This is a genomic window from Luteimonas deserti, assembly GCF_013425765.1.
Taxonomy (GTDB): domain Bacteria; phylum Pseudomonadota; class Gammaproteobacteria; order Xanthomonadales; family Xanthomonadaceae; genus Luteimonas; species Luteimonas deserti.
The window spans coordinates 16180-39043 of the sequence record NZ_JACCJZ010000015.1; the positions used below are offsets into that span (position 1 = coordinate 16180).

22 protein-coding genes and 1 tRNA gene are annotated in these 22864 nt (G+C 70.6%); 10 read left to right on the forward strand and 13 right to left on the reverse strand.

The genetic code is table 11. The features are described 5' to 3' along the window. The first annotated feature begins 34 nt into the window (after positions 1-34). Positions 35-1048 carry a lysozyme inhibitor LprI family protein gene (locus H0E82_RS07855; protein ID WP_180544917.1) on the forward strand — a complete coding sequence of 338 codons (1014 nt, stop codon included), beginning with the start codon at positions 35-37 and terminating at the stop codon, positions 1046-1048. A gap of 116 nt (positions 1049-1164) precedes the next feature. Here H0E82_RS07855 and queA read toward each other — a convergent pair whose 3' ends face one another. Continuing rightward, on the reverse strand, positions 1165-2223 hold the full coding sequence (gene queA / locus H0E82_RS07860) for a tRNA preQ1(34) S-adenosylmethionine ribosyltransferase-isomerase QueA (protein ID WP_180544918.1): 1059 nt from the start codon (positions 2221-2223) through the stop codon (positions 1165-1167). A gap of 416 nt (positions 2224-2639) precedes the next feature. After that, positions 2640-3071 carry an Lrp/AsnC family transcriptional regulator gene (locus H0E82_RS07865; RefSeq protein ID WP_180544919.1) on the reverse strand — a complete coding sequence of 144 codons (432 nt, stop codon included), beginning with the start codon at positions 3069-3071 and terminating at the stop codon, positions 2640-2642. Between the two features lie 179 nt (positions 3072-3250). Between H0E82_RS07865 and H0E82_RS07870 the strand changes: the two genes are divergently transcribed. Continuing rightward, entirely contained in the window at positions 3251-4750 is a 1500-nt protein-coding gene (locus H0E82_RS07870; RefSeq protein ID WP_180544920.1) for an aminotransferase class III-fold pyridoxal phosphate-dependent enzyme, read from the forward strand. 47 nt (positions 4751-4797) lie between these two features. Continuing rightward, positions 4798-5475, forward strand: a complete 678-nt coding sequence (locus H0E82_RS07875) for a hypothetical protein (protein WP_180544921.1) — start codon at positions 4798-4800, stop codon at positions 5473-5475. 115 nt (positions 5476-5590) lie between these two features. On the opposite strand, the gene H0E82_RS07880 is transcribed toward H0E82_RS07875, so the two are convergent. Then, positions 5591-6991, reverse strand: a complete 1401-nt coding sequence (locus H0E82_RS07880; protein WP_180544922.1) for a purple acid phosphatase family protein — start codon at positions 6989-6991, stop codon at positions 5591-5593. Between the two features lie 320 nt (positions 6992-7311). Between H0E82_RS07880 and H0E82_RS07885 the strand changes: the two genes are divergently transcribed. Together H0E82_RS07885 and upp are read left to right on the forward strand one after the other, a co-directional pair. Continuing rightward, positions 7312-10122, forward strand: a complete 2811-nt coding sequence (locus H0E82_RS07885) for a TonB-dependent receptor (protein ID WP_180544923.1) — start codon at positions 7312-7314, stop codon at positions 10120-10122. 153 nt (positions 10123-10275) lie between these two features. After that, positions 10276-10908, forward strand: a complete 633-nt coding sequence (upp, locus tag H0E82_RS07890) for a uracil phosphoribosyltransferase (protein WP_180544924.1) — start codon at positions 10276-10278, stop codon at positions 10906-10908. Between the two features lie 66 nt (positions 10909-10974). Here upp and H0E82_RS07895 read toward each other — a convergent pair whose 3' ends face one another. From H0E82_RS07895 to rsmD, 7 genes are all read right to left on the reverse strand, one after another. Then, the gene (locus tag H0E82_RS07895) at positions 10975-11382 is read right to left on the reverse strand and encodes an MAPEG family protein (RefSeq protein ID WP_180544925.1); all 408 of its coding nucleotides are present in this window, start codon (positions 11380-11382) and stop codon (positions 10975-10977) included. Further along, entirely contained in the window at positions 11379-12278 is a 900-nt protein-coding gene (locus H0E82_RS07900) for an MBL fold metallo-hydrolase (RefSeq protein WP_180544926.1), read from the reverse strand. Before H0E82_RS07900 ends, H0E82_RS07895 begins: the two co-directional genes overlap by 4 nt. Positions 12279-12321: 43 nt before the next feature. Then, the gene (gene ggt / locus H0E82_RS07905) at positions 12322-14100 is read right to left on the reverse strand and encodes a gamma-glutamyltransferase (RefSeq protein ID WP_180544927.1); all 1779 of its coding nucleotides are present in this window, start codon (positions 14098-14100) and stop codon (positions 12322-12324) included. Further along, a complete protein-coding gene (locus H0E82_RS07910; protein WP_180544928.1) occupies positions 14097-14351 on the reverse strand; it encodes a YfhL family 4Fe-4S dicluster ferredoxin in 255 nt (84 codons plus the stop codon). Before H0E82_RS07910 ends, ggt begins: the two co-directional genes overlap by 4 nt. Before the next feature lie 157 nt (positions 14352-14508). After that, positions 14509-15060 carry a hypothetical protein gene (locus H0E82_RS07915; RefSeq protein ID WP_180544929.1) on the reverse strand — a complete coding sequence of 184 codons (552 nt, stop codon included), beginning with the start codon at positions 15058-15060 and terminating at the stop codon, positions 14509-14511. A 46-nt stretch (positions 15061-15106) separates the two neighbouring features. Beyond that, positions 15107-15601, reverse strand: a complete 495-nt coding sequence (coaD, locus tag H0E82_RS07920) for a pantetheine-phosphate adenylyltransferase (RefSeq protein ID WP_180544930.1) — start codon at positions 15599-15601, stop codon at positions 15107-15109. A gap of 61 nt (positions 15602-15662) precedes the next feature. Further along, positions 15663-16223: a 16S rRNA (guanine(966)-N(2))-methyltransferase RsmD gene (gene rsmD / locus H0E82_RS07925; RefSeq protein ID WP_180544931.1), complete on the reverse strand. Its 561-nt coding sequence runs from the start codon at positions 16221-16223 to the stop codon at positions 15663-15665. Between the two features lie 81 nt (positions 16224-16304). Here rsmD and ftsY point away from each other — a divergent pair, with 81 nt between their 5' ends. Genes ftsY through H0E82_RS07945 form a run of 4 tightly spaced genes read left to right on the forward strand, consistent with a single transcriptional unit; the run spans position 16305 to position 20191 of the window. Further along, positions 16305-17573 carry a signal recognition particle-docking protein FtsY gene (gene ftsY / locus H0E82_RS07930; RefSeq protein ID WP_180545001.1) on the forward strand — a complete coding sequence of 423 codons (1269 nt, stop codon included), beginning with the start codon at positions 16305-16307 and terminating at the stop codon, positions 17571-17573. After that, positions 17570-18847, forward strand: a complete 1278-nt coding sequence (locus H0E82_RS07935) for an AsmA family protein (protein ID WP_180544932.1) — start codon at positions 17570-17572, stop codon at positions 18845-18847. The genes ftsY and H0E82_RS07935 overlap by 4 nt, the downstream gene beginning before the upstream one ends. Further along, complete coding sequence (mutY, locus tag H0E82_RS07940; RefSeq protein WP_180544933.1) at positions 18844-19914, forward strand: A/G-specific adenine glycosylase; 1071 nt, start codon at positions 18844-18846, stop codon at positions 19912-19914. The genes H0E82_RS07935 and mutY overlap by 4 nt, the downstream gene beginning before the upstream one ends. Position 19915: 1 nt before the next feature. Further along, positions 19916-20191 carry an oxidative damage protection protein gene (locus H0E82_RS07945; protein WP_180544934.1) on the forward strand — a complete coding sequence of 92 codons (276 nt, stop codon included), beginning with the start codon at positions 19916-19918 and terminating at the stop codon, positions 20189-20191. On the opposite strand, the gene H0E82_RS07950 is transcribed toward H0E82_RS07945, so the two are convergent. The 3 genes from H0E82_RS07950 to H0E82_RS07960 form a co-directional block, all read right to left on the reverse strand. Continuing rightward, entirely contained in the window at positions 20167-20652 is a 486-nt protein-coding gene (locus tag H0E82_RS07950) for a DUF6491 family protein (protein ID WP_219338469.1), read from the reverse strand. The two genes, H0E82_RS07945 and H0E82_RS07950, sit on opposite strands and share 25 nt — an antisense overlap. Positions 20653-20724: 72 nt before the next feature. Beyond that, positions 20725-21996, reverse strand: coding sequence for a cation:proton antiporter (locus H0E82_RS07955; RefSeq protein WP_180544935.1), 1272 nt, complete (start codon positions 21994-21996; stop codon positions 20725-20727). A gap of 121 nt (positions 21997-22117) precedes the next feature. Beyond that, positions 22118-22193: transfer RNA gene (locus H0E82_RS07960), tRNA-Phe, on the reverse strand. Between the two features lie 145 nt (positions 22194-22338). Between H0E82_RS07960 and H0E82_RS07965 the strand changes: the two genes are divergently transcribed. Then, positions 22339-22812, forward strand: coding sequence for an LEA/WHy family protein (locus tag H0E82_RS07965; RefSeq protein ID WP_180544936.1), 474 nt, complete (start codon positions 22339-22341; stop codon positions 22810-22812). The last annotated feature ends 52 nt before the right edge of the window (positions 22813-22864 follow it).

Below are 22864 nucleotides of genomic sequence, written 5' to 3' on the forward strand. Positions count from 1 at the left end.
CCCTCCGCACGCCCCGCTGCGGCGAGACGCGCCGATGCTGCGTTTCCGATGGCTGTCGCTGCTCCTGTGCGCCCTCGCCTCGGCGGCCGGCGCAGCCGGAAGCGACGCCGCCGCCTGCCGCGCCTGGCTGCAGGTCCCCGTGCCGGCCGCGGACATGGGGGCTGCGTCCCAGGCCTGCAGCGCCCGGGCGCTGTACTACGGGGCGGACGGGCTACGCGGCGATCCCGTGGCCGCGCGTCACTGCGCCTACCGCGAGCGCGGCTTCGAGCGGCGGACGGTCTCCCCGGACGTGCTGTTCGGAGGCAGCGGTGTGCTGATGATGGTGTATGCCAACGGCGAGGGCGTGCCGCGCGACCCCGCCCTCGCCCGCCGCTTCGCCTGCGAGTACGGCGGCGCGCCGGCCGAGCTGCGCGGCCGCCTGGCGCATCTGCAGACCATGGCCGATGCCGGGACCGGCAGGCTGGACATCTGCGACGACATCACCAGCGGCATGATGTCCGGCTTCTGCGCCAGCCGTGACGCCGGCTTCGCCCACGTCGTCCGGGACCGCCACTGGCGGGCCCTGAGCTCGGGCTGGACACCAGCGCAGCACGCGGCCTGGCGGTCCCTGCGCGCCGCCGCGGACGCCTATTTCGCGCATGCGAGCGAGGACGAGGTCGACCTCGGCGGCAGCGCGCGAGGCGCCTTCGTGGTGCACGCGCGGAAGGCCCTGGAGACCGCCCTGCTCGAGGACGTGGGCGCGTTCGAGCGCGGCGCGCGGCCCACGCAGACCGCGGCCGGTCTGCCGGCACTGGACCGTGAACTCAATGCGGTCTATCGGCGGACGCGTGCCGACCTGCAGGCCGCCGCCGCAGCGAGCGAGTACAGCCCGTTCGGGACCGTCGACGCGGACGGCGTGCGCCGGACACAGCGTGCATGGCTGCGCTATCGCGAGGCCTGGGTGGTCTTCGCCGCGACACGCTGGCCGCACGCGGCGGCAGATGCCTGGCGTGCCTGGCTCACCCACGCGCGCATCGGCGCACTCGGCGCGATCACCGGGGACCCGTGAGCCGCGTGCGTCGTGGTGCGGTTACGCGCCGTGACAGCAGGACGCGGTGGGCCGTCCTTCTTCCACGACCCGTCACTTCACAGGGAGCACGCCGCTGCCCCACGCGCATCCTGCGCTCAGCGCGCCGCTCCGACCGCCCGGTCCGCGGCCTCTGCGCTCCACAAGAGCATGGCATCGCCATAGGAGAAGAACCGGTAGCGCGCGCGCACCGCATGCTCGTAGGCAGCGAGAATGCGTTCGCGGCCGGCGAAGGCCGAGACCAGCATCAGCAGGGTCGATTCGGGAAGATGGAAGTTGGTCACCATCGCGTCGACGCTGCGGATCCGGTAGCCGGGAAAGATGAAGATGCGGGTCTCGCCGGCGAAGGGATGCAGCTCGCCGTCGACGCTGGCGCTTTCCAGAGCGCGCACGACCGTGGTGCCCACGGCGATCACGCGGCCTCCCGCCTCGCGGGTGCGCCGGATCTGCGCCACGAGTTCCGCGCCGACGTTGAGCCATTCACTGTGCATGCGATGCTCGCGGATGTCGTCGACGCGCATCGGCTGGAACGTCCCCGCCCCGACGTGCAGGGTGACGTGGCCGAACTGCACGCCGCGCGCCCGCAGCCGTTCGAGCAGGGCATCGTCGAAGTGCAGGCCGGCGGTCGGCGCGGCGACCGCACCGACTTCGCGCGCGAACACGGTCTGGTAGCGCTCGACGTCGTCCTGGCCCGGCGCGCGACGGATGTAGGGCGGCAGCGGCATCTGCCCGGCGCCCAGCAGCCAGGACTCCAGCGCGTCGTCGACCTCGAAACGCAGGTGATAGAACCCGTCGTCGCGCGACAGCACTTCGGCTTCGCCGCCGCCGTCGAGCAGGATCCGGCCACCGGGCTTCGGCGCCTTGCTCGCGCCGATCTGCGCCCGCGCCTCGTTGCCCGGCAGCAGGCGCTCGATCAGGATCTCGACCCGGCCGCCACTGGCCTTGTGCCCGAACAGCCGCGCCGGAATCACCCGCGTGTCGTTGAACACCAGCAGATCACCCGGCTGCACGAGATCCGGCAGGTCGCGGACATGGCGATCGGCGAAGGCGGCCGGGCCCGGCGGCACGAGCAGCAGGCGGCTCGCGGACCGTTCGGCGAGCGGCGCCTGCGCGATCAGTGCGTCGGGCAGGTCGAAATGGAAGTCGGATTTCTTCAACTGTCGTGCGGAAACGTGCGGGCGCACAGTGTAATGAGAAGCCGGCCTGGCGCATCGCCTGGTCGCGGCAGACCGCGGCGGGCGCACACTCGCGCGACGAGCGCCCCGGTGCCACGGGTGCGCACCGGTTCCGGAGATCCCGCTCGAATCCCCATCGATCGCTCCGGCTCCGTTTCCGCAGCCTCCGGCTCTCGGCCCGGCACGCGCCGGCGCGCGGACGACCTTCGCGATGCGGCGCGCGCGCAGGCGCGCTCCGACTCACCGGTCGCACACCGGGCTCGTCGCCCGCCCTGCCCCGATGCGCAGCGCCTGCACGTCCCGTCTCGGGGCGCGCCTGCGCGAATCGTCCTTCCGGGAGATCCTTATGCGCGCACGTGGCCGTTCGACCGGCGTCCGTCGCGTCCGCGTCCCCGCGACTAACGCTCGAACTTCGTCGACAGCACGATGGCCGACGTGGTGCGCTCGACGCCCTCGATGCAGCCGATGCGATCGGTCAGCGCGTCCATGTCCGCGACCGTCGGCACGACGCCCAGCGCGATCAGGTCGTAGGGCCCGCTGACCGAATGCAGCGCACGCACCGCGTCGATCGACCGCAGCGCGGTCACCACCGGCGTGAGCTGGCGCGGGCGTACGGTGATCATGATCTGCGCGCGGATATGACCCTGTTCGAAATCCTCGCGCACGCGCACCGCGTAGCCGGTGATCACGCCTTCGCGCTCGAGCCGCTCGATCCGGCTCTGCACCGTCGTGCGCGACAGGCCCAGACGACGCGCGATCTCCGCTGTCGAGAGACGGGCGTTCTCGCGCAGCAGGGTCAGCAGGCGGACATCGGGCGATGCGACGGGCATGGCGGGCGGTTTCGGCGATCCGCCGAAATTCTACCCATGCCACGGCGATCTGTCGCTTTCCCCCGACACAATCGTCCAGATAATGGAACGATCGCCGGCCAGCGCCTCGTTCCGGGCATCCGCCCATGCCTGCTGCAGGGGGTTGCCGGCCAATCCCGACGTCCTCCAAGGAGCGCCTTATGTCCGTGATCGATCTCCTCGCACCGCTGCGTGCCCACGGCGGCCAGCGCCGCACCCACGGCCTGCCGGACGACGTGCTGGAGCGGTTCGCGGCGCACCACCCCGACCTGCCCGACGCCGCACGCGCGGCCGCCGAGGCGCATGCCGCGCTGCACGACGATTTCGCCGATCTGCTGGACCTGGACGAGGATGCACAGGCGCGCGCGGTGCAGGCGGGCTACGTCAACTTCTATGCGGCCGATGCCGTGAACCCCTATGTGGCACTGGCCGCGCGCGGTCCGTGGATCGTCACGCTCAAGGGCGCGGTGCTGCACGACTCGGGCGGCTACGGCATGCTCGGTTTCGGCCACACGCCGGCGCATGTGCTCGAGGCCATGGCCCGGCCGGTGCCGATGGCCAACATCATGACGCCGAGCCTGTCGCAGCTGAAGCTCGATCGCGCCCTGCGCCGCGAGATCGGCCACACCCGCGCGGACGGTTGCCCCTTCAGCCATTTCATGAGCCTCAATTCCGGTTCGGAATCGGTGGGCCTGGCAGCGCGCATCGCCGACATCAACACCCGCGTACAGACCGATCCGGGCGGGCGTCATTCCGGCCGCGTGATCAAGCGTGTGGTGGTGAAGGGCAGCTTCCATGGCCGCACCGAGCGCCCGGCGCTCTATTCCGATTCGTCGCGCGCGGCGTACAAGAAGCATCTGGCGAGCTTCCGCGACGAGGACTCGCTGATCACCGTGCCGCCCTACGACGTGGATGCGTTGCGCCGGGTGTTCGCCGAAGCCGATACGAACGGCTGGTTCATCGAGGCCGTCTTCCTGGAACCGGTGATGGGCGAAGGCGATCCCGGCCGCGCGCTGCCACCCGCGTTCTATGCCGCCGCGCGCGAACTCACCCGCGCGCACGACAGCCTGCTGCTGGTCGATTCGATCCAGGCCGGCCTGCGTGCGCACGGGGTGCTGTCGGTCGTGGACTATCCGGGCTTCGAGGGCCTGGAGGCCCCGGACATGGAGACCTACTCCAAGGCGCTCAATGCCGGCCAGTACCCGCTGTCGGTGCTCGCCGTGACCGAACGCGCCGCGCAGCTCTATCGCAGCGGCGTCTACGGCAACACGATGACCGCCAACCCGCGCGCGCTCGATGTCGCCTGCGCGGTGCTCGAGCAGCTCACGCCCCAGGTGCGCGCCAACATCCGCGATGCCGGCCGCAAGGCGGTCGCGCAGCTCGAAGCCCTCAGGACCGAGCTCGGCGGCCTGATCACCAAGGTGCAGGGCACAGGCCTGCTGTTCTCCTGCGAGCTGGCGCCGCAGTTCAAGTGCTACGGCGCCGGGTCCACCGAGGAGTGGCTGCGCGAGCAGGGCCTGGGCGTGATCCACGGGGGCGTCAACTCGCTGCGGTTCACGCCGCATTTCGCGATCCGCGACGACGAGATCGAGCTGATGGTGACGATGGTCGGCCGTGCGTTGCGCGAGGGCCCGCGCCAGAGCGAGCAGGCGGCCGCGTGATACGCCCCGCGCGTTAAGCTGCGACGGTTCCACGGATGGAATCGAACATGCAGCCCCGCCAGTCATCCACCGGTGCCGCCGGTCCCACGCGGCGCGGCCGCATCACCCGCAGCGTCGGCGACGAACGGGGTGCCCGCGTCATGGCCGCCGTGCTCACGGCGCTGGTGCTGGCCGCCCCGGTGATCCGGCTGTTCGATCCGACCCGCCCGGCGCCGGCCGCGGCGTCCACGCTCCAGGTGGTGATGCTCGCGCTGCCGGCGCCACCGTCGCCGCCTCCGCCCGTCGTGATGACTCCGTCCGTTCCGGTTCCGACTCTGCGCGCACGTCCGCGGTCACGTGCGCCGGACCGGATCGTCGCGCCGACCGGGAGTGCAGCGGACGCGCCGGCCGAAGCGCCGGAGTTCCCGGCACGGCCGCTCGACTACGGGTCACTGCTCGGCGCGGACACGTCACTGACCTTCGCCGAACGCCGGCCCGGGCAGCGCGACACCGTGCGTACGCCCTTCGACTCACCGCCCGGGCGGTTCCGCATGCGGCGGCAGGTCACGCCTGAAGATGTCCTGCGCGGTTTCGCCCGGCTCGTCGGTCTGTGGCCGCCCGGCTACACCGCCAGTCCCTGCCCGGCGCTGCGCAGGCTGGTCGAGACGACACCCGATGCGCCCTCGCCACGGGAACTGGCGCTGCTGCAGGACGCGGTGCTCGCGCGCGAGCGGTTCTGCCGCTGAGCGCGAGGTCGGCGTCGACCTCCGCGATGCGACCCGACCCGCATGGACGGCGACGCTGTCGAAGCGCGGTCGGGGGACGCGACCCTCGAGGGGAAGCGGCCATCAGCCCGGCGGATCACTCCCAGCAGCGATCCGCCCGGCCCTTGAGCGTCGCAGCACGCGCATTGCAGTCGCGCTCCGGAATCCGGCCTTCGGTGATCTCGTGCAGGGTTCGCGTGGCGGGCGTCTCCCCGCGGATCTCGAACGCATCGTAGAGCCGGCCGGTGGCCGTGCGGGACTCGTAACGCAGGCGGTCGCCGTCGATCCTGATCACCTGGAACAGCTGGGTGTCCTCGGCCGTGGGGTCCATGTCCGCGCGGGCCCGGGCGCCCAGGCGGTACTGCTTGGCGCCCACCACCGAGACCAGATACTGCGGTGTCGCGCGAGCGGCGTCCTCGCCGCCGCGGCGTCCGTACACGTGGTCGTGTCCCTGCAGCACCAGGTCCACACGGCGCCGCTCGAGCACAGGAAGCACGTGTTCGCGCAGCAGTGTGTTCTCGCGGTCCTGGCGCGGCGAATACATCGGCTGGTGGATCAGCGCGATCGACCAGGGATGGGGGTTGGCCGACAGCGTGCGGTCGAGCCAGGCGGCCTGGGCTTCGGCCGTGCCCAGGTCGAGCGCGGAGGTTCCGTCGAGCACCACGACCCGCACGCCCTGGTAGTCGAACCAGTAACTGGTGGAATCGGCGCCCGCCGCGCCGTTGGCGGGCAGCGCGAACGTCCGCTCCCAGTGCCTGCCGAGCACACGGCGCTCCTGCGGCGTGTCCTCGAACTCTTCCCAGTATTCGTGGTTGCCCGGCGCCGGCGCGTTGACCACCATCGTGGCCAGCGGCCCCACCGCATCGAACCACTCGCCCCACTCGTTGTCGTCCTCGCCGTCGCCGCCGCTGACCAGGTCGCCGGCGAACAGCGCGAGCCGGGCGTCCGGCGCGTGGCGCTGGGCCTCGCGCATCACCCGCGTGGTGAGGCTGGCGTTCTTGTTCTGCGTGTCGCCGAAATAGAACAGGGTGAGCGGCGCATCGGCCGCCGCCGCGGTGCGCGTGTGCATCCACGGGCTCCAGGTGCCGCCGCCCTGCACCCGCCATGCATACAGGGTGTCGGGCTCCAGGCCGTCGATGTCGGCGCGGTGGAAATGCGCCTCGCCGTTCTCGGTCTCCAGCGTCGCGCTGCGGGCGACCACGCGGCGGCGCTCGCCCATGTCGGGTGAATCCCCCGCGACCACGATCTCAAGCACCGGCGCCGCCACGTCGGTGGAGGTGCGCCAGGACACCCCGAAGCCACGGGCGGCGTCCTCGGCGGGCGTCGCGATCACGCGATCGGGAAACACGGTGGCCGCGTAACGCATCACCCCGGCGGGCACCAGCGTGTTCGGCTCGACCGTGGTCTCGACGACGCGCTCGGCGAATGCGGGCGTCGCCAGCAGGCAGACGCCGAGCAGCAGAAGGCGCGGCAGGCGCGGGCGGCGGATCTGGATCATGACACTCCTGACTTGTCGGGCTGCGCGGCATGCGCTCGCCTATCGGGGCACGGATTGCGGTGACGCTGAACCGTCATCGCTCCAGCGCGAGAACGTCATGTTCGCGCGCCGAGATGACATCGGCATTGCACCGCATCGGACTGACGCCACACGGTCGCATGCATTCAACACAACTGTCATCGAGCGGACGCAGACTCCGCCGCCGCAGGGGTAGCAACGCCCATCGATGCGCCGGAGAGCGCGACCCACGATCGAAGAGGACGGGCCCGTTGCGACGGCGCCGGTGCTCCCCCGCGCACATCCTTTTTGCCGGAGCCGTCATGTCACCCAATCGCACCGCCATCGCCACTGCGATCGCCGCCACCCTTGCTCTTGCCTGGACCGCGCCCGCCACGGCGCAGTCCACCTCCAGCGGGACCATGGCCGCGATGGCCAATACGATCGTCGGCAAGGTCAGCGAGGCCTCGCGCGGCGTCTCGCTCGAAGGCGCGATCGTGACCGTCGGTGGACGCCAGGTCAGCACCGATCGCGAAGGCTTCTTCCGCGTCACCGGGCTGGCCCCGGGCCGCTACGCGCTGCAGGTGGACTACCTGGGGTATGTGCGCCACGAATCCGAGGTGGAGCTGGGCGACAGCCGCGGCGCTCAGGTCGACGTGACCCTGCGCAGTACCGTCGCCGCGACGGAGGTCGGCGTGGTCGAGGTACGGGCCAGCCGCGACGCGCAGGCGATGGCGCTCAACCAGCAGCGCGCGTCGACGAACTACGTCAACGTCGTCTCGGCCGATCTTCTCGGCCAGTTCCCCGACAACAACATCGCCGAGTCCACGCAGCGCATTCCCGGCGTGTCGATCGAGCGCGACCAGGGCGAAGGCCGCTACGTCACCGTGCGCGGCGCGCCCAAGGAATTCACCACCGTCTCCATCGACGGCGTGCAGCTGGCCAATCCCGATGCCGCCAGCCGCGGCGTCGAACTCGACACCATTCCGTCCGACGTGATCGCCGCGCTCGAGGTCACCAAGGCGCTCACGCCTGACATGGACGGCGACGCGATCGCCGGCAACATCAACATCCGCACCCAGAGCGCGCTCGACCGCGAGGGGCTGACCCTGCGTGCATCGCTGGCAGGCGGCAAGTACCAGCTCGGCGACGGCGAGAACCAGCGCTACAACGCCACCGTCGGCAACCGCTTCGGCGCCGAGCAGAACATCGGCGTGCTGGTCTCGGGGTCGATCAGCCGGCAGGGCCGCTTCACCGACAACGTCGAGACGCTCTACCAGGCGGGCGGCGGCGGCTTCCGCCCGACCGAGGTGCAGATCAAGGACTACGAGGGGCTGCGCACGCGCAAGGGCCTCACCGGCCGCTTCGACTACCGCATCAATCCCGACCACCTGCTGACGTTCGTGGCGTCGGACTCGAACTTCGAGGACCGCGAGTTCCGCGACAACCTGATCATCGCCCTGGACAACTTCGCCGCCGGCTCGGGCGAGACCAACGGCCAGGCCCGTGCGACGTTCGACAAGGAACTGCGCGAGCGCACCTACGACAAGACCATCCGCACCTACAACCTCAGCGGCGAACACTTCCTCGGCGACGCGTGGAAGCTGGACTGGCAGGCATCGCGCAGCGAGGCCACCAAGACCACCAGTCCGCGCATGCAGTACATCTTCCGCTCGGGCGTGCGCCCGCAGATGCGCTACGACTACAGCAATCCCGATTTCCCGGTATGGACCATCCTCGGACGCCCCGACGCTCCCGCGACCGGCGTGAACGTGCCGGAAAGCTGGTTCGCGTTCCGCCGTCTCAACGACCGCTACGAATACGGCGAGGAAGACGAGAACGCGCTGCGCGTGGATCTGGGCCGCAGCCAGACCTTCCTCGGCGACAGCGGCGATATCCGCTTCGGCGTACGCACGCGCCAGCGCGACAAGATGTTCGACGACGAGCGCAACCGGAACGGCAGCGCGGCCGACTTCGCCGCGCTCGGCATCACCATGTCGGACATGCTCTGCGACAGCGTCTCCAACAACTTCGATTACTTCCTCACCGGTCGCCGCTTCTGCCGCGACATCTTCGACCGTTACGCCGGGCAGCTGATCGCGAGCCCCAACCACGTGCGCCTGATTCCCGACTCGCTGACCGGCGATTACCGCGCATCCGAGGACGTGCAGGCCGGCTACGTGCGGCTCGACGCCAACTGGAACCGCCTGACCATGATCACCGGCCTGCGCTACGAGCGCACCGAGACCGAAGGCAGCGCGATCCAGTTCGATTCCGTGACCCGTGCGGTCACCCCGCAGACCGCGCGGCGACGCTACGACAACGTCCTCCCCAGCGTGCATCTGCGCTACGAGTTCTCGCCCGACACCGTGCTGCGCGGCTCGGTCTCCTCGGCGCTGAACCGGCCGGATTTCATCCAGGTCGCCCCGTACCGCGTGATCAACGAGCCGGACGGCACCATCGTGCCCATCAACGAGGGCAACCCGCTGGTGCGCGAGGCCTTCGCGTGGAACGCGGACCTGTCGTTCGAGCACTACCTGCGCCCGCTGGGCCTGCTGTCGGCGGCGGTGTTCTACAAGCGCATCGACGATCCCCTGTTCGTGGCCTCGCGCGACGAGGCGGCAGGCGCGCAGACCCTGCGCATCACGCGCGCCGAAAACGGCGAGCGCGGCCGCATCCACGGTGCCGAACTGACCTGGCAGCAGACCTTCGACATGCTGCCCGGCGCCCTCGACGGTCTGGGCATCTATGCCAACTACACCTATGCAAAATCGCGCGCCGAGCTGCCCTTCGGCCTGGGCCAGACCGAGCTGCCCGGCACCTCGCGCACCAACTACAACCTGGCGCTGACCTACGAGAAGTACGGCCTCAACACGCGGCTGGCCTACAACTACCGCTCGAAGTTCATCCAGACCTTCGACATCAGCGAGCCCGAGCTCAACGTGTACTGGGACGAGCGCGCGAGCCTGGATTTCTCGGCCAGCTATGCGCTGGGGCTGGGCTGGAGCGTGTTCGGTGAGGTCAACAACATCCGGGACACCCGGCAGATCCGCTTCCAGGGCCAGCGCAACCGCGTGCTGGAGATGGAAGGCTTCGGCCGCTCGTGGCTGGCGGGCGTGCGCTACCAGTTCTGAGCCTGCCCGGGCCGTGGACACGGAAGGCCGGCCCCTGCCGGCCTTCCGCGTTTCCGGCGCGCGGATCGACGCGGCCGGAGTTTGTTCGCCAAGGACGGGCGGCCCTGGCGGCGGTGAAATATCCTAGGCGCGTTATCCGCCGCAGGTCCGCCCATGAAGATCATCGAAGTCCGCCACCCGCTGGTGCAGCACAAGCTCGGCCTGATGCGCCGTGCCGACAACAGCACCAAGACATTCCGCGAGCTGTCGGCGGAAGTCGCCACGCTGCTCACCTACGAGGCGACGGCGGATCTGGAGACCGAGGAGGCCACGGTCGCGGGCTGGGCGGGCGAGGTGCACGTGCGCCGGATCAAGGGCCGCAAGATCACCCTGGTGCCGATCCTCCGTGCCGGAATCGGCATGCTGCCGGGCGTGCTCGAGCTGATTCCCGCGGCCAAGGTCAGCGTGGTCGGCATCAGGCGCGACGAGGCGTCGCTGGAAGCGGTGCCCTATTACGAGAATCTGGTCGGCGACATGGCCGACCGCACCGCCCTGATCCTCGACCCGATGCTGGCGACCGGCGGCACGCTGATCGCGACCGTGTCGATGCTCAAGGCTGCCGGCGCGAGCCGGATCAAGGGGCTCTTCCTCGTCGCTGCGCCGGAGGGCCTGCGCGCACTCGAGGCGGTGCATGCCGACGTCGAGGTCTATACCGCGTCGATCGACGAGCGCCTCAACGAGAAAGGCTACATCCTGCCCGGCCTGGGCGATGCAGGCGACAAGATCTTCGGCACGCGGGTGGATTGAACTGCCAGTCCTGGCGCGGATCGCCAGGCTCGGCACCGCGAGCGGGCCTGCCGGCAGACGCTCGCTTCAGGGCACGAGGATCGCGCCTGCGACGAAGCGCCACATTCCGACGCCCGCCATCGCCGCCAGCGTCAGGAAGGTCAGCAGTGCGCCACTGAATCGTCCGAACGAATAGCCGGCGGACCCGCCGAGGCCGATCGCGTGCAGCACGCGCGCGAGCAGCAGGGCGACGCCGAAGACCCACAGCAGGCGCGTCGACACCGCTGCGAGCTCGAGCAGCGCGAGCATCACCAGGGCCAGCGGGACGTACTCGCCGAAGTTGCCGTGCACGCGAACCTTGCGCACCAGCACGGCGTCGCCCCCTGTACCGACCCCTACCTTGTGCGCGCGCCGGTGCACTACGACCCGCGTCGTCAACACCAGGTAGAGCAGGACATGCAGCGACGCGATCAGCAGGGAAATGCGCGGGGTCATCCGAGTGCTCCATCGATGGGACGTGCCGACAGCGCGGCGGTGTGGTGGTGGGCGACGAACCGGCCCGAATCGTCCCGCACGACCTGGACCAGCGCGGCGCCCGGATCGTGGGTCAGGAACAGGCGCACGCCGCGCGCGGCCATGTCGCCCAGGAAGGCCTGCTTCTCGTCGATGATCAACTCGGGAAAACGGTCGTAACCCATCGTGATCGGCACGTGGATCCAGGGCAGCCCCGGCACCAGGTCGGCGCAGAACACCACCCCGCCGTGGGCCTCGCCATCCCGGATATCCGGTCCGCGCAGCTCGGCCAGCATCATGCCCGGCGTGTGGCCATCGCTGCGATGGAAGCGCACCGCATCACCCAGCACGTCGGAGTGCGTTCCCTCGAACAGGGCGAGCCGGCCGCTGGCCTGAAGCAGGCCGGGAAGTTCGGGAATGAAGCTGGCACGGTCGCGCGGATGCGGGTGGATGGCCCGCTCCCAGTGCGCGCGACCGACGACGTAGGTCGCGTTGGGGAACAGCAGCTCCGGCGCGGCGCCCTCGCGCCAGGGCGCGAGCAGGCCGCCGGCGTGGTCGAAATGCAGATGGCTGAGCACGACGACGTCGATGTCGGTGTGGTCGAATCCGGCGGCACGCAGCGAGTCCAGCAGCACGTGACGCTCTTCCTGCACGCCGAAGCGCGCGCGCATGGCCGGGTCGAAGAACGCGCCGATCCCGGTCTCGAACAGCACCGTCCTGCCGTCGAGCGGGGCCGCCAGCAGCCCGCGCGTTGCGAGGGGAATCCGGTTGAGCTCGTCGGGCCGGGCCCACTTCGTCCACATCGCGCGCGGCGCATTGCCGAACATCGAGCCGCCGTCGAGCTTCTGCGAGTTGCCCTCGATCGACCACAGTTCCATCGCGTTCTCCCGTGTCCAGGCGGCCGCCGGTGCAGGCCGCGCCTCAGTTCGCGACCGGTTCGACCTTCGCCTCGCCCACCGGATTGCGCGGGTCGCTGCCGCCGGTCAGGGTACCGTCGCGTCGGTTCCACAGCACCGTCTGCAGGTTGCCCCATACATGGCTGGACCCGCGACCACCCGCGGCGCGGTCGCCGGGCAGGTCGACGGTATGACCCAGCGCACGCAGGCCGGCGACAGTGGCCCCGGAGAAGGTGCCCGACTCGGCCGAGATCCGGTCCGGCGTCCACTGGTGGTGATAGCGCGGCAGCGCCGCGACGGCCTGCGCATCGAGACCGGCGTCGTAGCCGAGGATGCCAAGCAGCACCATGGTGATGATGCGGCTGCCGCCCGGCGTGCCGAGCACGGCCACCCGATCGTCGGACTCGAGGAACGTCGGCGTCATCGAACTCAGCGGGCGCTTGCCGGGCTGGGGAGCATTGGCCTCGAAGCCCATCACGCCGAAGGCGTTGGGCACGCCCGGCTGGAGCGCGAAGTCGTCCATCTCGTTGTTGAGCAGGACGCCGGTGCCCGGTGCGACGAGGCCGCTGCCGAACAGCAGGTTGACGGTCTGGGTGACGCCGGCGCGATTGCCCTGCGCATCGACGATCGAGAAATGCGTGGTCTCCTCGTCTTCCAGCGGCGTGGCCTCGCCGGAGAGCAGGTCGCTCGGCGTGGCGCGGGCCGGATGGATCGTCGCGCGCAGGCCGGCCGCGTAGTCCCGGCTGAGCAGCGTGCGCTGCGGGATGCGCACGAAATCGGGATCGCCGAGGAAGAACGTGCGATCGCGGAAGGCCCGTCGCATCGACTCGACGACCAGATGCGTGCGCTGGGTCTCGTCGAGCGCCGCCAGGTCCCATGGCTCCAGGATCTGCAGCATCTGCGCCATCGCGATACCGCCCGACGACGGCGGCGGCGCGGTGGTGACGGTCCACCCGTGGTAGCGGAAGCGGATCGGCTCGCGCTCCACCACGCGGTAGCCGGCGAGGTCGCCGGCGGTCCACTGCCCGCCCTCGGCGTTGACGCCGGCGATGAGCTTGTCGGCCACGTCGCCGCGGTAGAAGCCGTCGAACCCGCGCTCGCCCAGCAGCCGGAGCGTGCGCGCCAGCTCCGGCTGGCGGAACACGTCGCCCTCTTGCGGCGCGCGGCCGTCGACCAGGAACACCGAGCGCGTGCCCGGGTAGCGCTCCATCACCGCGCGACGCGCCTGGTAACCGCGCGCGAAGCGGGCGTAGACCGGAAAGCCTTCTTCGGCGATCCGCACCGCCGGCGCCAGCGACTGCGCCAGAGGCAGCGCGCCGTAGCGCTCGGCGATGTGCACGAACGCCGCCGGCAGCCCCGGGATGCCGGCCGACCAGGGCCCGTTCTCGGCGCGGTCGCGGTCGAAGCCACCATCGGCGGTGCGGTAGCGGTCGGCGTCCATGCTGGCCGGGGCAGTCTCGCGCGCGTCGATGAACACGTCGCGTCCGCTGCGCGCATCGTGCAGCAGGAAGAAGCCGCCGCCACCGAGTCCCGAGGAAATCGGCTCGACCACCGACAGCACCGCCGACGTCGCGATGGCCGCGTCGAAGGCATTGCCGCCCTCGCGCATGATCTGCAGGCCCGCTTCGGTGGCCAGCGCATGGGCCGAGGCCACGGCGTTGCCGGGCGGCCGCTCGCCGGTCTGCTCCGCTGCCGGGACCGGGGCCTGCCGTGCATCGCGGGCGCAGGACGGCGCCACCGCCAACAGCAGCGCGGCCAGCAGCAGGGCCCCGAATCCGGTAGGGGTCGGTCGCGAACGGCTCATGGCGTCTCCTGCTGCAACCGGGCCAGTTTGGCCAGCAGTTGCTCGTGGGTTTCCGGGATGTCGGGGTCCGGATCGATGCACTCGACCGGGCAGACCACCACGCACTGCGGCTCGTCGAAATGGCCCACGCACTCGGTGCAGCGCGCGGGGTCGATGACGTAGATGGTCTCGCCCTGTGCGATCGCCTGGTTCGGGCAGGCCGGCTCGCAGACGTCGCAGTTGACGCAGAGCGCATTGATCTTCAGGGACATCGGCACATTGTAGTGACTGCGCTCGTGCGCGGCGTTCGGACCCTGGAACCGCGACGCACGTCCCGCGTCCGCCGCGCGGACTCCGGAAACGGAACCGCCGCCGGGCGGAAACCCGGCGGCGGTCGGTGTCGGCCGGACATGCCGGCCGGCGAACGGCTTACTGGGCGGTATCGACGTGCACGTACTCGACGCCGGCCGGCTCCACCGCCGCCCTGACGCGGTCGGCATCGGCGGCCGCCCCGATGAACAGCAGGCGCACGCCCCGCATGGTGCCCGCCTCGACATCCTCGAAGGCGCCGACCGTGAGATTGGCGGTACGCGCCGAATCCAGGCCGGCGAAGATCAGCAGGTTGCCCCGCACGATGCCGCGCGAGACATCGGTCTTGGCCTTGTCGAGCAGACGCTCGTAGTCGCCGTCGACCGGTGCCGAGAGCACGGGATCGGCGTCGCCGCCGGCCACGGGCTCGGCCGGCGCGTCGGCCGCCGCCGCGGGCGCCGGCGGCACCAGATAGACGTAGGGCGAGCTGTTGATGCCGTCCATGTGCCGGTCGGCGACCGCATTGAGATAGTTGTTCCACTGGGTGCGGTCAGCGGTCTGCGGCGCGGCCACCGGGGTGGCGACCGTTTCCTGCTGCGGCGCGTCCTTGTTGCAGGCGACGACCGGCAGGACCAGGCAGGCGACCAGCAGGGCGCGGTTGATGGACTTCATGGGATTCCCTCTCGTTCTTCTTGGGTGTGGCGTGGATGGGGCAACGTCAGCGTTGCATGTGCGCGCGCAGCGCGCGATCGACTGCGGCGGGAACGAACCCCGACACGTCGCCGCCGAGACGCGAGATCTCGCGCACCAGCGTGGAGGAGATGAAGCCGTACTGCTCGGCCGGCGTGAGGAACAGCGTCTCGACCTCGGGGATCAGATGCCGGTTCATGCTCGCGAGCTGGAACTCGTACTCGAAATCCGAAACCGCGCGCAGGCCGCGCAACAGCACGCCCGCACCGACTTCGTCGACGAAGTGCGCGAGCAGCGAATGGAAGCCGGTGACTTCGACATTCGCATGGTGGGCGACCGCTTCGCGGGCCAGCGCCACGCGCTCGTCGAGCGACATCGCCGGACGCTTGGCGGGGCTCTCGGCCACGCCCACGATCAGGCGTTCGAACAGCGGCGCGGCCCGGTCGACGAGATCGACATGACCGTTGGTGATCGGGTCGAAGGTGCCGGGATAGACCGCGATGCGTTTGCGGTTCGCACTCATGCTGCAGGGTCGTGTAGTGGCGTGAGGCGCGGGCGCCCAGTGTAGCAGCGCGCCAGGGGCGTCAACCGGCGCGGCGATAGAGGGCGCAGCACGCCTCGCGGGTCCGCAGCTCGCGATGCGCGCGCCATCCGCCGCCCGGCTCGGCGGGACGTCCCGCAGGCGACTCGAGATAGAGCCAGGCGCCTTCGGCCAGTGCAGGCTCGAGCGCAGCCAGTGCCGGTTCCCAGAGATCGAGCGCGAACGGCGGGTCGACGAACGCCAGATCGACGCTGCCCGGAGACAGGCCCTTCAGGCCCTGCACGGCGTCGCCGCGTCGCACTTCGAGCACCTCACCGCCGGGAAGACGCGCCGCGGTCGCCGACAGCGCCGCGGCCAGGGCGGCATCGCGTTCGAACAGCAGGGCCGAAGCCGCGCCGCGCGACACGGCTTCAAGCCCGAGCGCACCGGTGCCTGCGAACGCGTCGACAACACGCACACCCCCGAGCACTGGTTGCAGCCAGTTGAACAGGGTCTCGCGGACCCGGTCGGCGGTCGGCCGCAGGCCGTCCGCATCGGGCACGTCGAGGCGCGTGCCGCGCCATCGACCGCCGATGATGCGGATCCTGCCGGGAGCACGATTCATGCGCGCAGGCCCGTACGGGGCCGTGGAAAGGCGGGTGATACCATGCGCGCCATTCTCCCCCATCCCCGTCACGACCGCCGCATGGTCAGCTGGTTCAAGCGCGACAAGACCCCCGACACGCCCGAGGCCGAGAGCGGCCGACGCCGCCTCAGCGCCGAAGAGATCGCCGCTGCGTTCGCGCCTCCCGCAGCGTCCGCGCCGTCGGTCCCGCCACTCGGCGCGACGCTGCGGGACGACGTGACGCGGTCGGTGCCGGCCGGTGGCGATGATCCATCCGCCGGCGCCGTCAGGGAAGCCGCGGAATCCGCTTTCGTGGAGGGCCCGACCGGGCCCGCGACGGATGCAGTGCCTCGGACGTCGCCCGCCTTCGTCGACCCGGCAGCTGCGCTGGCCGACTACGTGTTCGCGAGCACCATGCCCGCCGCCGCGCCCGGCAAGTCGGGTTGGCGCGAGCGCCTCGGCGGCAATACCTTCGCGCGCAGCTTCGGGGGGCTCTTCTCGCGCAATCCCAGACTCGACGAGGACCTGCTCGACGAGATCGAAACCGCGCTCCTGACCGCCGATGTCGGCGTCGCGGCGAGCACCGATCTGGTCGGATCGCTGCGCAAGCGGATGAAGCAGCGCGAGTTCGCCGACGCCGATGCGCTGCTCCAGGCGCTGCGCGCCGAGCTGATCGCGATGCTCGAACCGGTGGCGAAGCCGCTCGTGATCGACGCGTCCGCAAGACCCTTCGTGATCCTCACCGTCGGCGTCAACGGCGTCGGCAAGACCACCACCATCGGCAAGCTGGCCAAGCGCTACAAGGATGAGGGGCACGGCCTGATGCTCGCAGCCGGCGATACCTTCCGCGCCGCTGCGGTGGCGCAGCTCAAGGCCTGGGGTGAGCGCAACGGTGTGTCCGTCGTCGCCCAGGGCCAGGATGCCGATCCGGCCGCGGTGGCGTTCGACGCGCTGCAGGCCGCGAAATCGCGCGGTACGGGCGTACTGATCGCCGATACCGCCGGCCGCCTGCATACCCAGCAAGGCCTGATGGGCGAGCTGGGCAAGATCCGCCGCGTGCTCGGCAAGATCGATGCCGCCGCGCCGCACGAGGTGCTGATGGTCATCGACGGCACCACCGGGCAGAACGCGCTGTCGCAGCTGCGACAGTTCAACGCCGCCGTGAACGTGACCGGGCTGGTGGTCACCAAGCTCGACGGAACCGCCAAGGGCGGCGTGGTGTTCGCGCTCGCACGCGAATTCGGCATTCCGATCCGCTTCGCCGGCATCGGCGAACGCCCCGAGGACCTGCGGGTGTTCGATGCCGAAGCCTTCGTCGACGCGATGCTGCCGGAGACGCTCGGCGCGTGACCACGGCGGCCCCGGCGCCCGAGGCATCGGGGCCGCGACGTCGGCGCTGGCGGCGCCTCGTGCTGGCAGTCGTGGTCGGCCTCGGCCTGCTCGCCGGTTCCGTGTACGTGCTGCTGCCACCGGAACGCGCGGTGCGGCTGGCGCTGGACCGGCTCGGCCCGGCGCTGGGTCTCGAGATCACCTTCGATGGCGACATCGAGTATCGCCTGCGCGGCACCCCGCAACTGGTGGCGCGCGACGTGACGGCGCGCATGCCCGGTGAGGCGACCGCGCTGCTGCGCGCCGATCGCGTCCTGCTCTCGCTGCCGTGGTCGACCATTCGCAGCCGCGGCGAGGTGTTCGAGATCGCGCGTGTCGAGCTCGATTCGCCCATCCTGCACCTGCCCGCCCTGTTGCGCTGGCTGGGGACGCGTCCGCCGGGAGACGGCCCCTCGCCGGCATTCACCGACGGCGTGCGCATCCGCGACGGCGTGGTCGACGCGGACACCTGGCGGATCGAAGGACTCGCGCTCGACGCGCCCTCGCTGCAAGCCGATCGTCCGGTTGACCTGCGGATCGAAGGCAGCGCGATCGCCGGCGCGGTGACGGCGCCGTTCCGGCTGCGGATGCGCAGTGACCGTCTGGCGGGTGCGAAGCGCCTCGACGCCGACGGCACGCTCGGACTGCGGCTGCCGACCGGGCGTCTCGATACCCGGCTGCATCTCCATGCGGCGCGCGCCGACGACGACGCCATGCCCGGGCTCCGCTTGTCGCCGGTCCGGATCGCCGGCGAGGCGCACTGGCGTGCCCGCGCGACCAGCCTGCCGTTCGCCTTCGGCCTGCACGGCAGCCTCGCCTATCGCGCGGGGCGACTCGAACTCGCGCCGGTCGGCATCGCGATCCGCGGCCAGGGCCCGGTGCCCACCCTCGCGACCGGCGGGCGGATCGTGCTCGACCAAGGCCTCGTGCTCGCCCTCGACGGCCGCCTCGCGCACTGGCCTGACGCCTGGCCGTCGCTTCCTGCGCCCCTGTCCGCGGACGGATCGCCCCTGCCCTTCGCACTGCGCTACACCGGCCCATCGACGCTCGACGCACCGCTCGCGTTCCGAATCGAGCATGCCGGCGCGCGCTTCGACGGCGACACCCGCCTGCGGGCCGTGCTGCAGTGGTTCGACGCGTTCGACACCGGCAGCCCGCTGCCGCCGCTTCGCGGCCGCCTGACCGCCGGGCGGCTGGAGCTGCCGGGCGCGGTGCTCGAAGGCGTGCAGATCGATTTCGAGGACGGCGCTCCATGACTGCGTATGCCGCGCGGCTGCTCGCCTGGTTCGACGTCCACGGCCGGCACGATCTGCCTTGGCAGCACCCGCGCACGCCCTATCGCGTGTGGCTTTCGGAAATCATGCTCCAGCAGACCCAGGTGCGGGTGGTCGTGCCGTACTTCGAGCGCTTCGTCACCGCGCTGCCGGACCTGCGCGCGCTCGCGGCCGCACCGCAGGACGAGGTACTCGCATTGTGGTCGGGGCTCGGCTACTACGCCCGCGCGCGCAACCTGCATGCCGCGGCGAAACGCTGCGTGGATCTGCACGATGGGGATCTGCCGCGCAATCTCGAGGCGCTGGTCGCCTTGCCCGGTGTCGGCCGGAGCACGGCGGCTGCGATCCTGTCGCAGGCCTGGGGCGAGCCTGCCGCGATTCTCGACGGCAACGTCAAGCGGGTACTCGCGCGGCGCCACGCCGTGGACGGCTGGCCGGGCCTGCCCAAGGTGGAAGCCGCGCTGTGGGCCATCGCCGACACCCTGCTGCCGCCGGCACGCCTGGCCGATTACACCCAGGCGCAGATGGATTTCGGCGCGACCCTCTGCACCCGCCATGCACCCGCCTGCCTGCTGTGCCCGGTGGCGGACGATTGCGCGGCGTTCGCGCAGGGCCGGGTCGACGAACTGCCCACGCCGAGGCCGAGCAAGGTGCTGCCGCAGCGCGAGGCGACCGTGCTGGTGCTCGAGGACCGCGCAGGCCGCGTACTGCTGCAAAGGCGCCCGGCGAGCGGGGTATGGGCGTCGCTGTGGTCGCTGCCGCAGCTCGCACCGGGTGACGAGGTGCAGGGCTGGCTCGGTGCGCACGCGGCCGGACTGCTGGATGCCGTGGACCTCGACACGCCTGCCCGCCTGCCGTCGATCGACCACGGGTTCAGCCACTACCGGCTGCGCCTGCATCCGGTGCGCTGGGGTGGCCTCGCGCCGCGTAACGGGGTGCGCGACAATGACGCGCTGCGCTGGGTGGCGCGCGAGGATCTCGCCGCGCTCGGCATCCCCGCCCCGATCCGCACGTTGCTGCTCGCGCCCCCGCGCGCCCTGGAGGACTGACATGAGCCGACGCGTCTACTGCGTGCACGACCAGACCGAAGCCGATGGCCTCGACTTCGCACCATGGCCGGGCGGGTTGGGCCAGCAGGTCTTCGCCGGGATCGGCAAGCCCGCATGGTCGCGCTGGCTGGCCCACCAGACGATGCTGATCAACGAGAACCGGCTGTCGCCGCTCGATCCGAAGCACCGCGCCTTTCTCGAAGGCGAAATGCGCAAGTACCTGTTCGAACGCCAGACCGGCAGCGTCGCGGGTTACGTCCCCGAGCCGGAGGGCTGAGCCGGAGACGCCCCGGAAGGCCGGTCCACCGGGGTCGTATCGTCAGGATTGCGCCGCTCCGCATCGCGGATGGCGCGGGTGTCGAGTGGACGGATGGTACGGATGTGGCAGGGCATCTCGATCGTGCCGCGGCTGCGCACCAGAACCCGGTCGAAACGCGCGCTCACCCGACTCATGGTGCTGGTGAGGCCGATCGCCGGTGTGGACTGCAGGTCGTGGCAGGGTCCCGCCAGATCCAGAAGCCATGCTTCACCCGGCCGCGTCCACACCGCCAGCGCACTGTCGCCGAGCGGCGTCCAGCCATTGATGCGCCCGAAATAGCGGAAGTGGTCGGTTTCCGCACCCGCGTGGGCGGCATAGAGGGCATACCGGTCGGCATCCGAGGGACGCTGGGTTGCGCAGCCCGCGAGCAGCACGAGCAGGACCAGCACGAGCAGGCGGCGCGGGTGCGGGATCAGCATCGGGACCTCTGCCTGGCGAATGGAACCTGATCGTGCGCCGCACCTCATGAAGCCTTCGCGCATGCGCCGCGTTCAGCCTGCGCCGGAGGGGGTCGGCACGTCGTTGGCGGCAGTTGCACGACCGCGACGCATGATCCAGTTGAACAGCGGCGTGGCCATCAGTGTGGTCACGATCGCCATCAGCACCAGGATCGAAAAAAGTCCCTGCTTGATGACACTGGCCTGCAGGCCGATGTTGATCAGGATCAGTTCCATCAGGCCGCGTGCGTTCATCAGTGCGCCGATCGCCTGCGCATCGCGCGGACTCTCGCCCGCGAGCCGCGCGGCGCCCCAGCAGGCCAGGCCCTTGCCGGCGAACGAGGCCAGCAGGATCGCTCCGGCCGCGAGCAGCATCTGCGGCTCGAACACCATGCCGAGGTCGGTCTTCAGGCCGGAGAAGGTGAAGAACATCGGCAGGAAGAACACCACGACGAACGGCTGCAGCATGGCGCGCAGCTTCTCCACCAGCGCGCCCTTGGGCATGCAGGCACCCAGCAGGAAACCACCGAACACCGCATGGATGCCCACCGCGTCCATCGTCCACGCGCTCAGGCAGAACAGGATCAGCACCACCGCCAGCGTCGTCGAGCCGAGCGGCGCGTCGGGACGTACGGCGCTGGCAAGACGGCGCAGCAGCCTGCGACCGACGGTGAGCATGAACACCGCATAGGCAACGCCACCGCCGATCGCCAGCCAGGCGCTGTCCCAGCTGCCGCCGAAGCTGGCCAGCACGACGGCCAGGATGCACCACGCCGCGGCATCGTCGACCGCTCCCGCGGTCAGGGCCAACGTGCCCATCGGCGTGCCCGACAGCCCACGTTCGTGGATGATCCGCGCCAGCATCGGGAACGCGGTGATCGCGATTGCCGCTCCGAGGAACAGCGACGCGTCCGCGGGCTTGATGCTCTCCGAGAACAGGTTCGGCAGGCCCATCAGCCACGGCGTAATCAGGAACGCAAGTGCGAACGGCACTGCGATACCGGCCACCGACACCATGAACGCACCGCGCGCGCGGCTTCGGAAATGGTCGCCGCGGAACTCCGTGCCGACCAGGAACATGTAGAAGCCCACGCCGAACTGCGCGAACACGTACAACGTGTCCAGGGTCTGCGCGGGAAACAGCGCCGCCTGCAGATCCGGCAGCAACCAGCCGAACAGCGACGGGCCGAGGGTGACACCCGCGATCATTTCGCCGACCACCTGCGGCTGCCCGAGCCGCTGCGCCAGCCGCCCCACCAGACGGCAGACCAGCAGGATCACTGCAACCTGCAGGAAGAAGTACACGGACAACTGGGCAGTCGGCATCTCGCGGTCTCCAGCGCCTCGTCGGCGCGGCGCGATGATAGCCCGCCATATCCCCGCCCCTCTGCGGGCGACACAAAAAAAGAGACCCGCATTGCTGCGGGCCTCATCAAGCGTGTCGCAATGGTGGCCGGGGAGGGAATCGAACCCCCGACACGGGGATTTTCAATCCCCTGCTCTACCAACTGAGCTACCCGGCCACTGCGGGACGCGCATGATACGGGGCGGACGCAGGAACGGCAACCGTTCCCGCGTCACGCCCCCGCGTGCACGGCGGCCGCCCCCCGGCGGCGCGGGCCGACGACGCGCTAACATCCGGCTGTTGCCACGATGCCGGAGACCACGATGAATCCACGGAAGCTGCTGATCGTCCTGCTCGGGACCTGCGTGGTCGCCGCGTGCGCCACCGGGCCGCGTCGGGTGTCCGAACCGGCCGCGAGCCTGCAGCAGGTCACCGTCGCCGCCGATGGCAGCTGGTCGGTGGACGTGCGCCTGCAGAACTACAGCAGCATCCCGATGCGCTTCGACGCGGTGCAGCTGGACCTGCGCGTCGATGGCGAACCGGCCGGGACGCTCGCCTCAACGTCGGCGCTGACCATCGGCTCGGAATCCGCCGACGTCGTGACACTGGCACTCGATCCGACGTCGCAGGCACGCCTGCACGTGGCCGATGCGCTCGCGGGCGGACGCTCGCTGGCCTATCGCATCGAGGGCAGCCTGCGCGCCGCGCCCGAGGACAGGGGCAATGCCCGCGACTACCGCGTCCGCCGCGAGAGCGCCTTGAGCCCGGTCCCGGGCCTGCCCGGCGTACTGCGCTGATCCGCTGCACCCGCTTCGATTCCGCCGGCCTGCGCCGCGCCTTCCGTCCGAC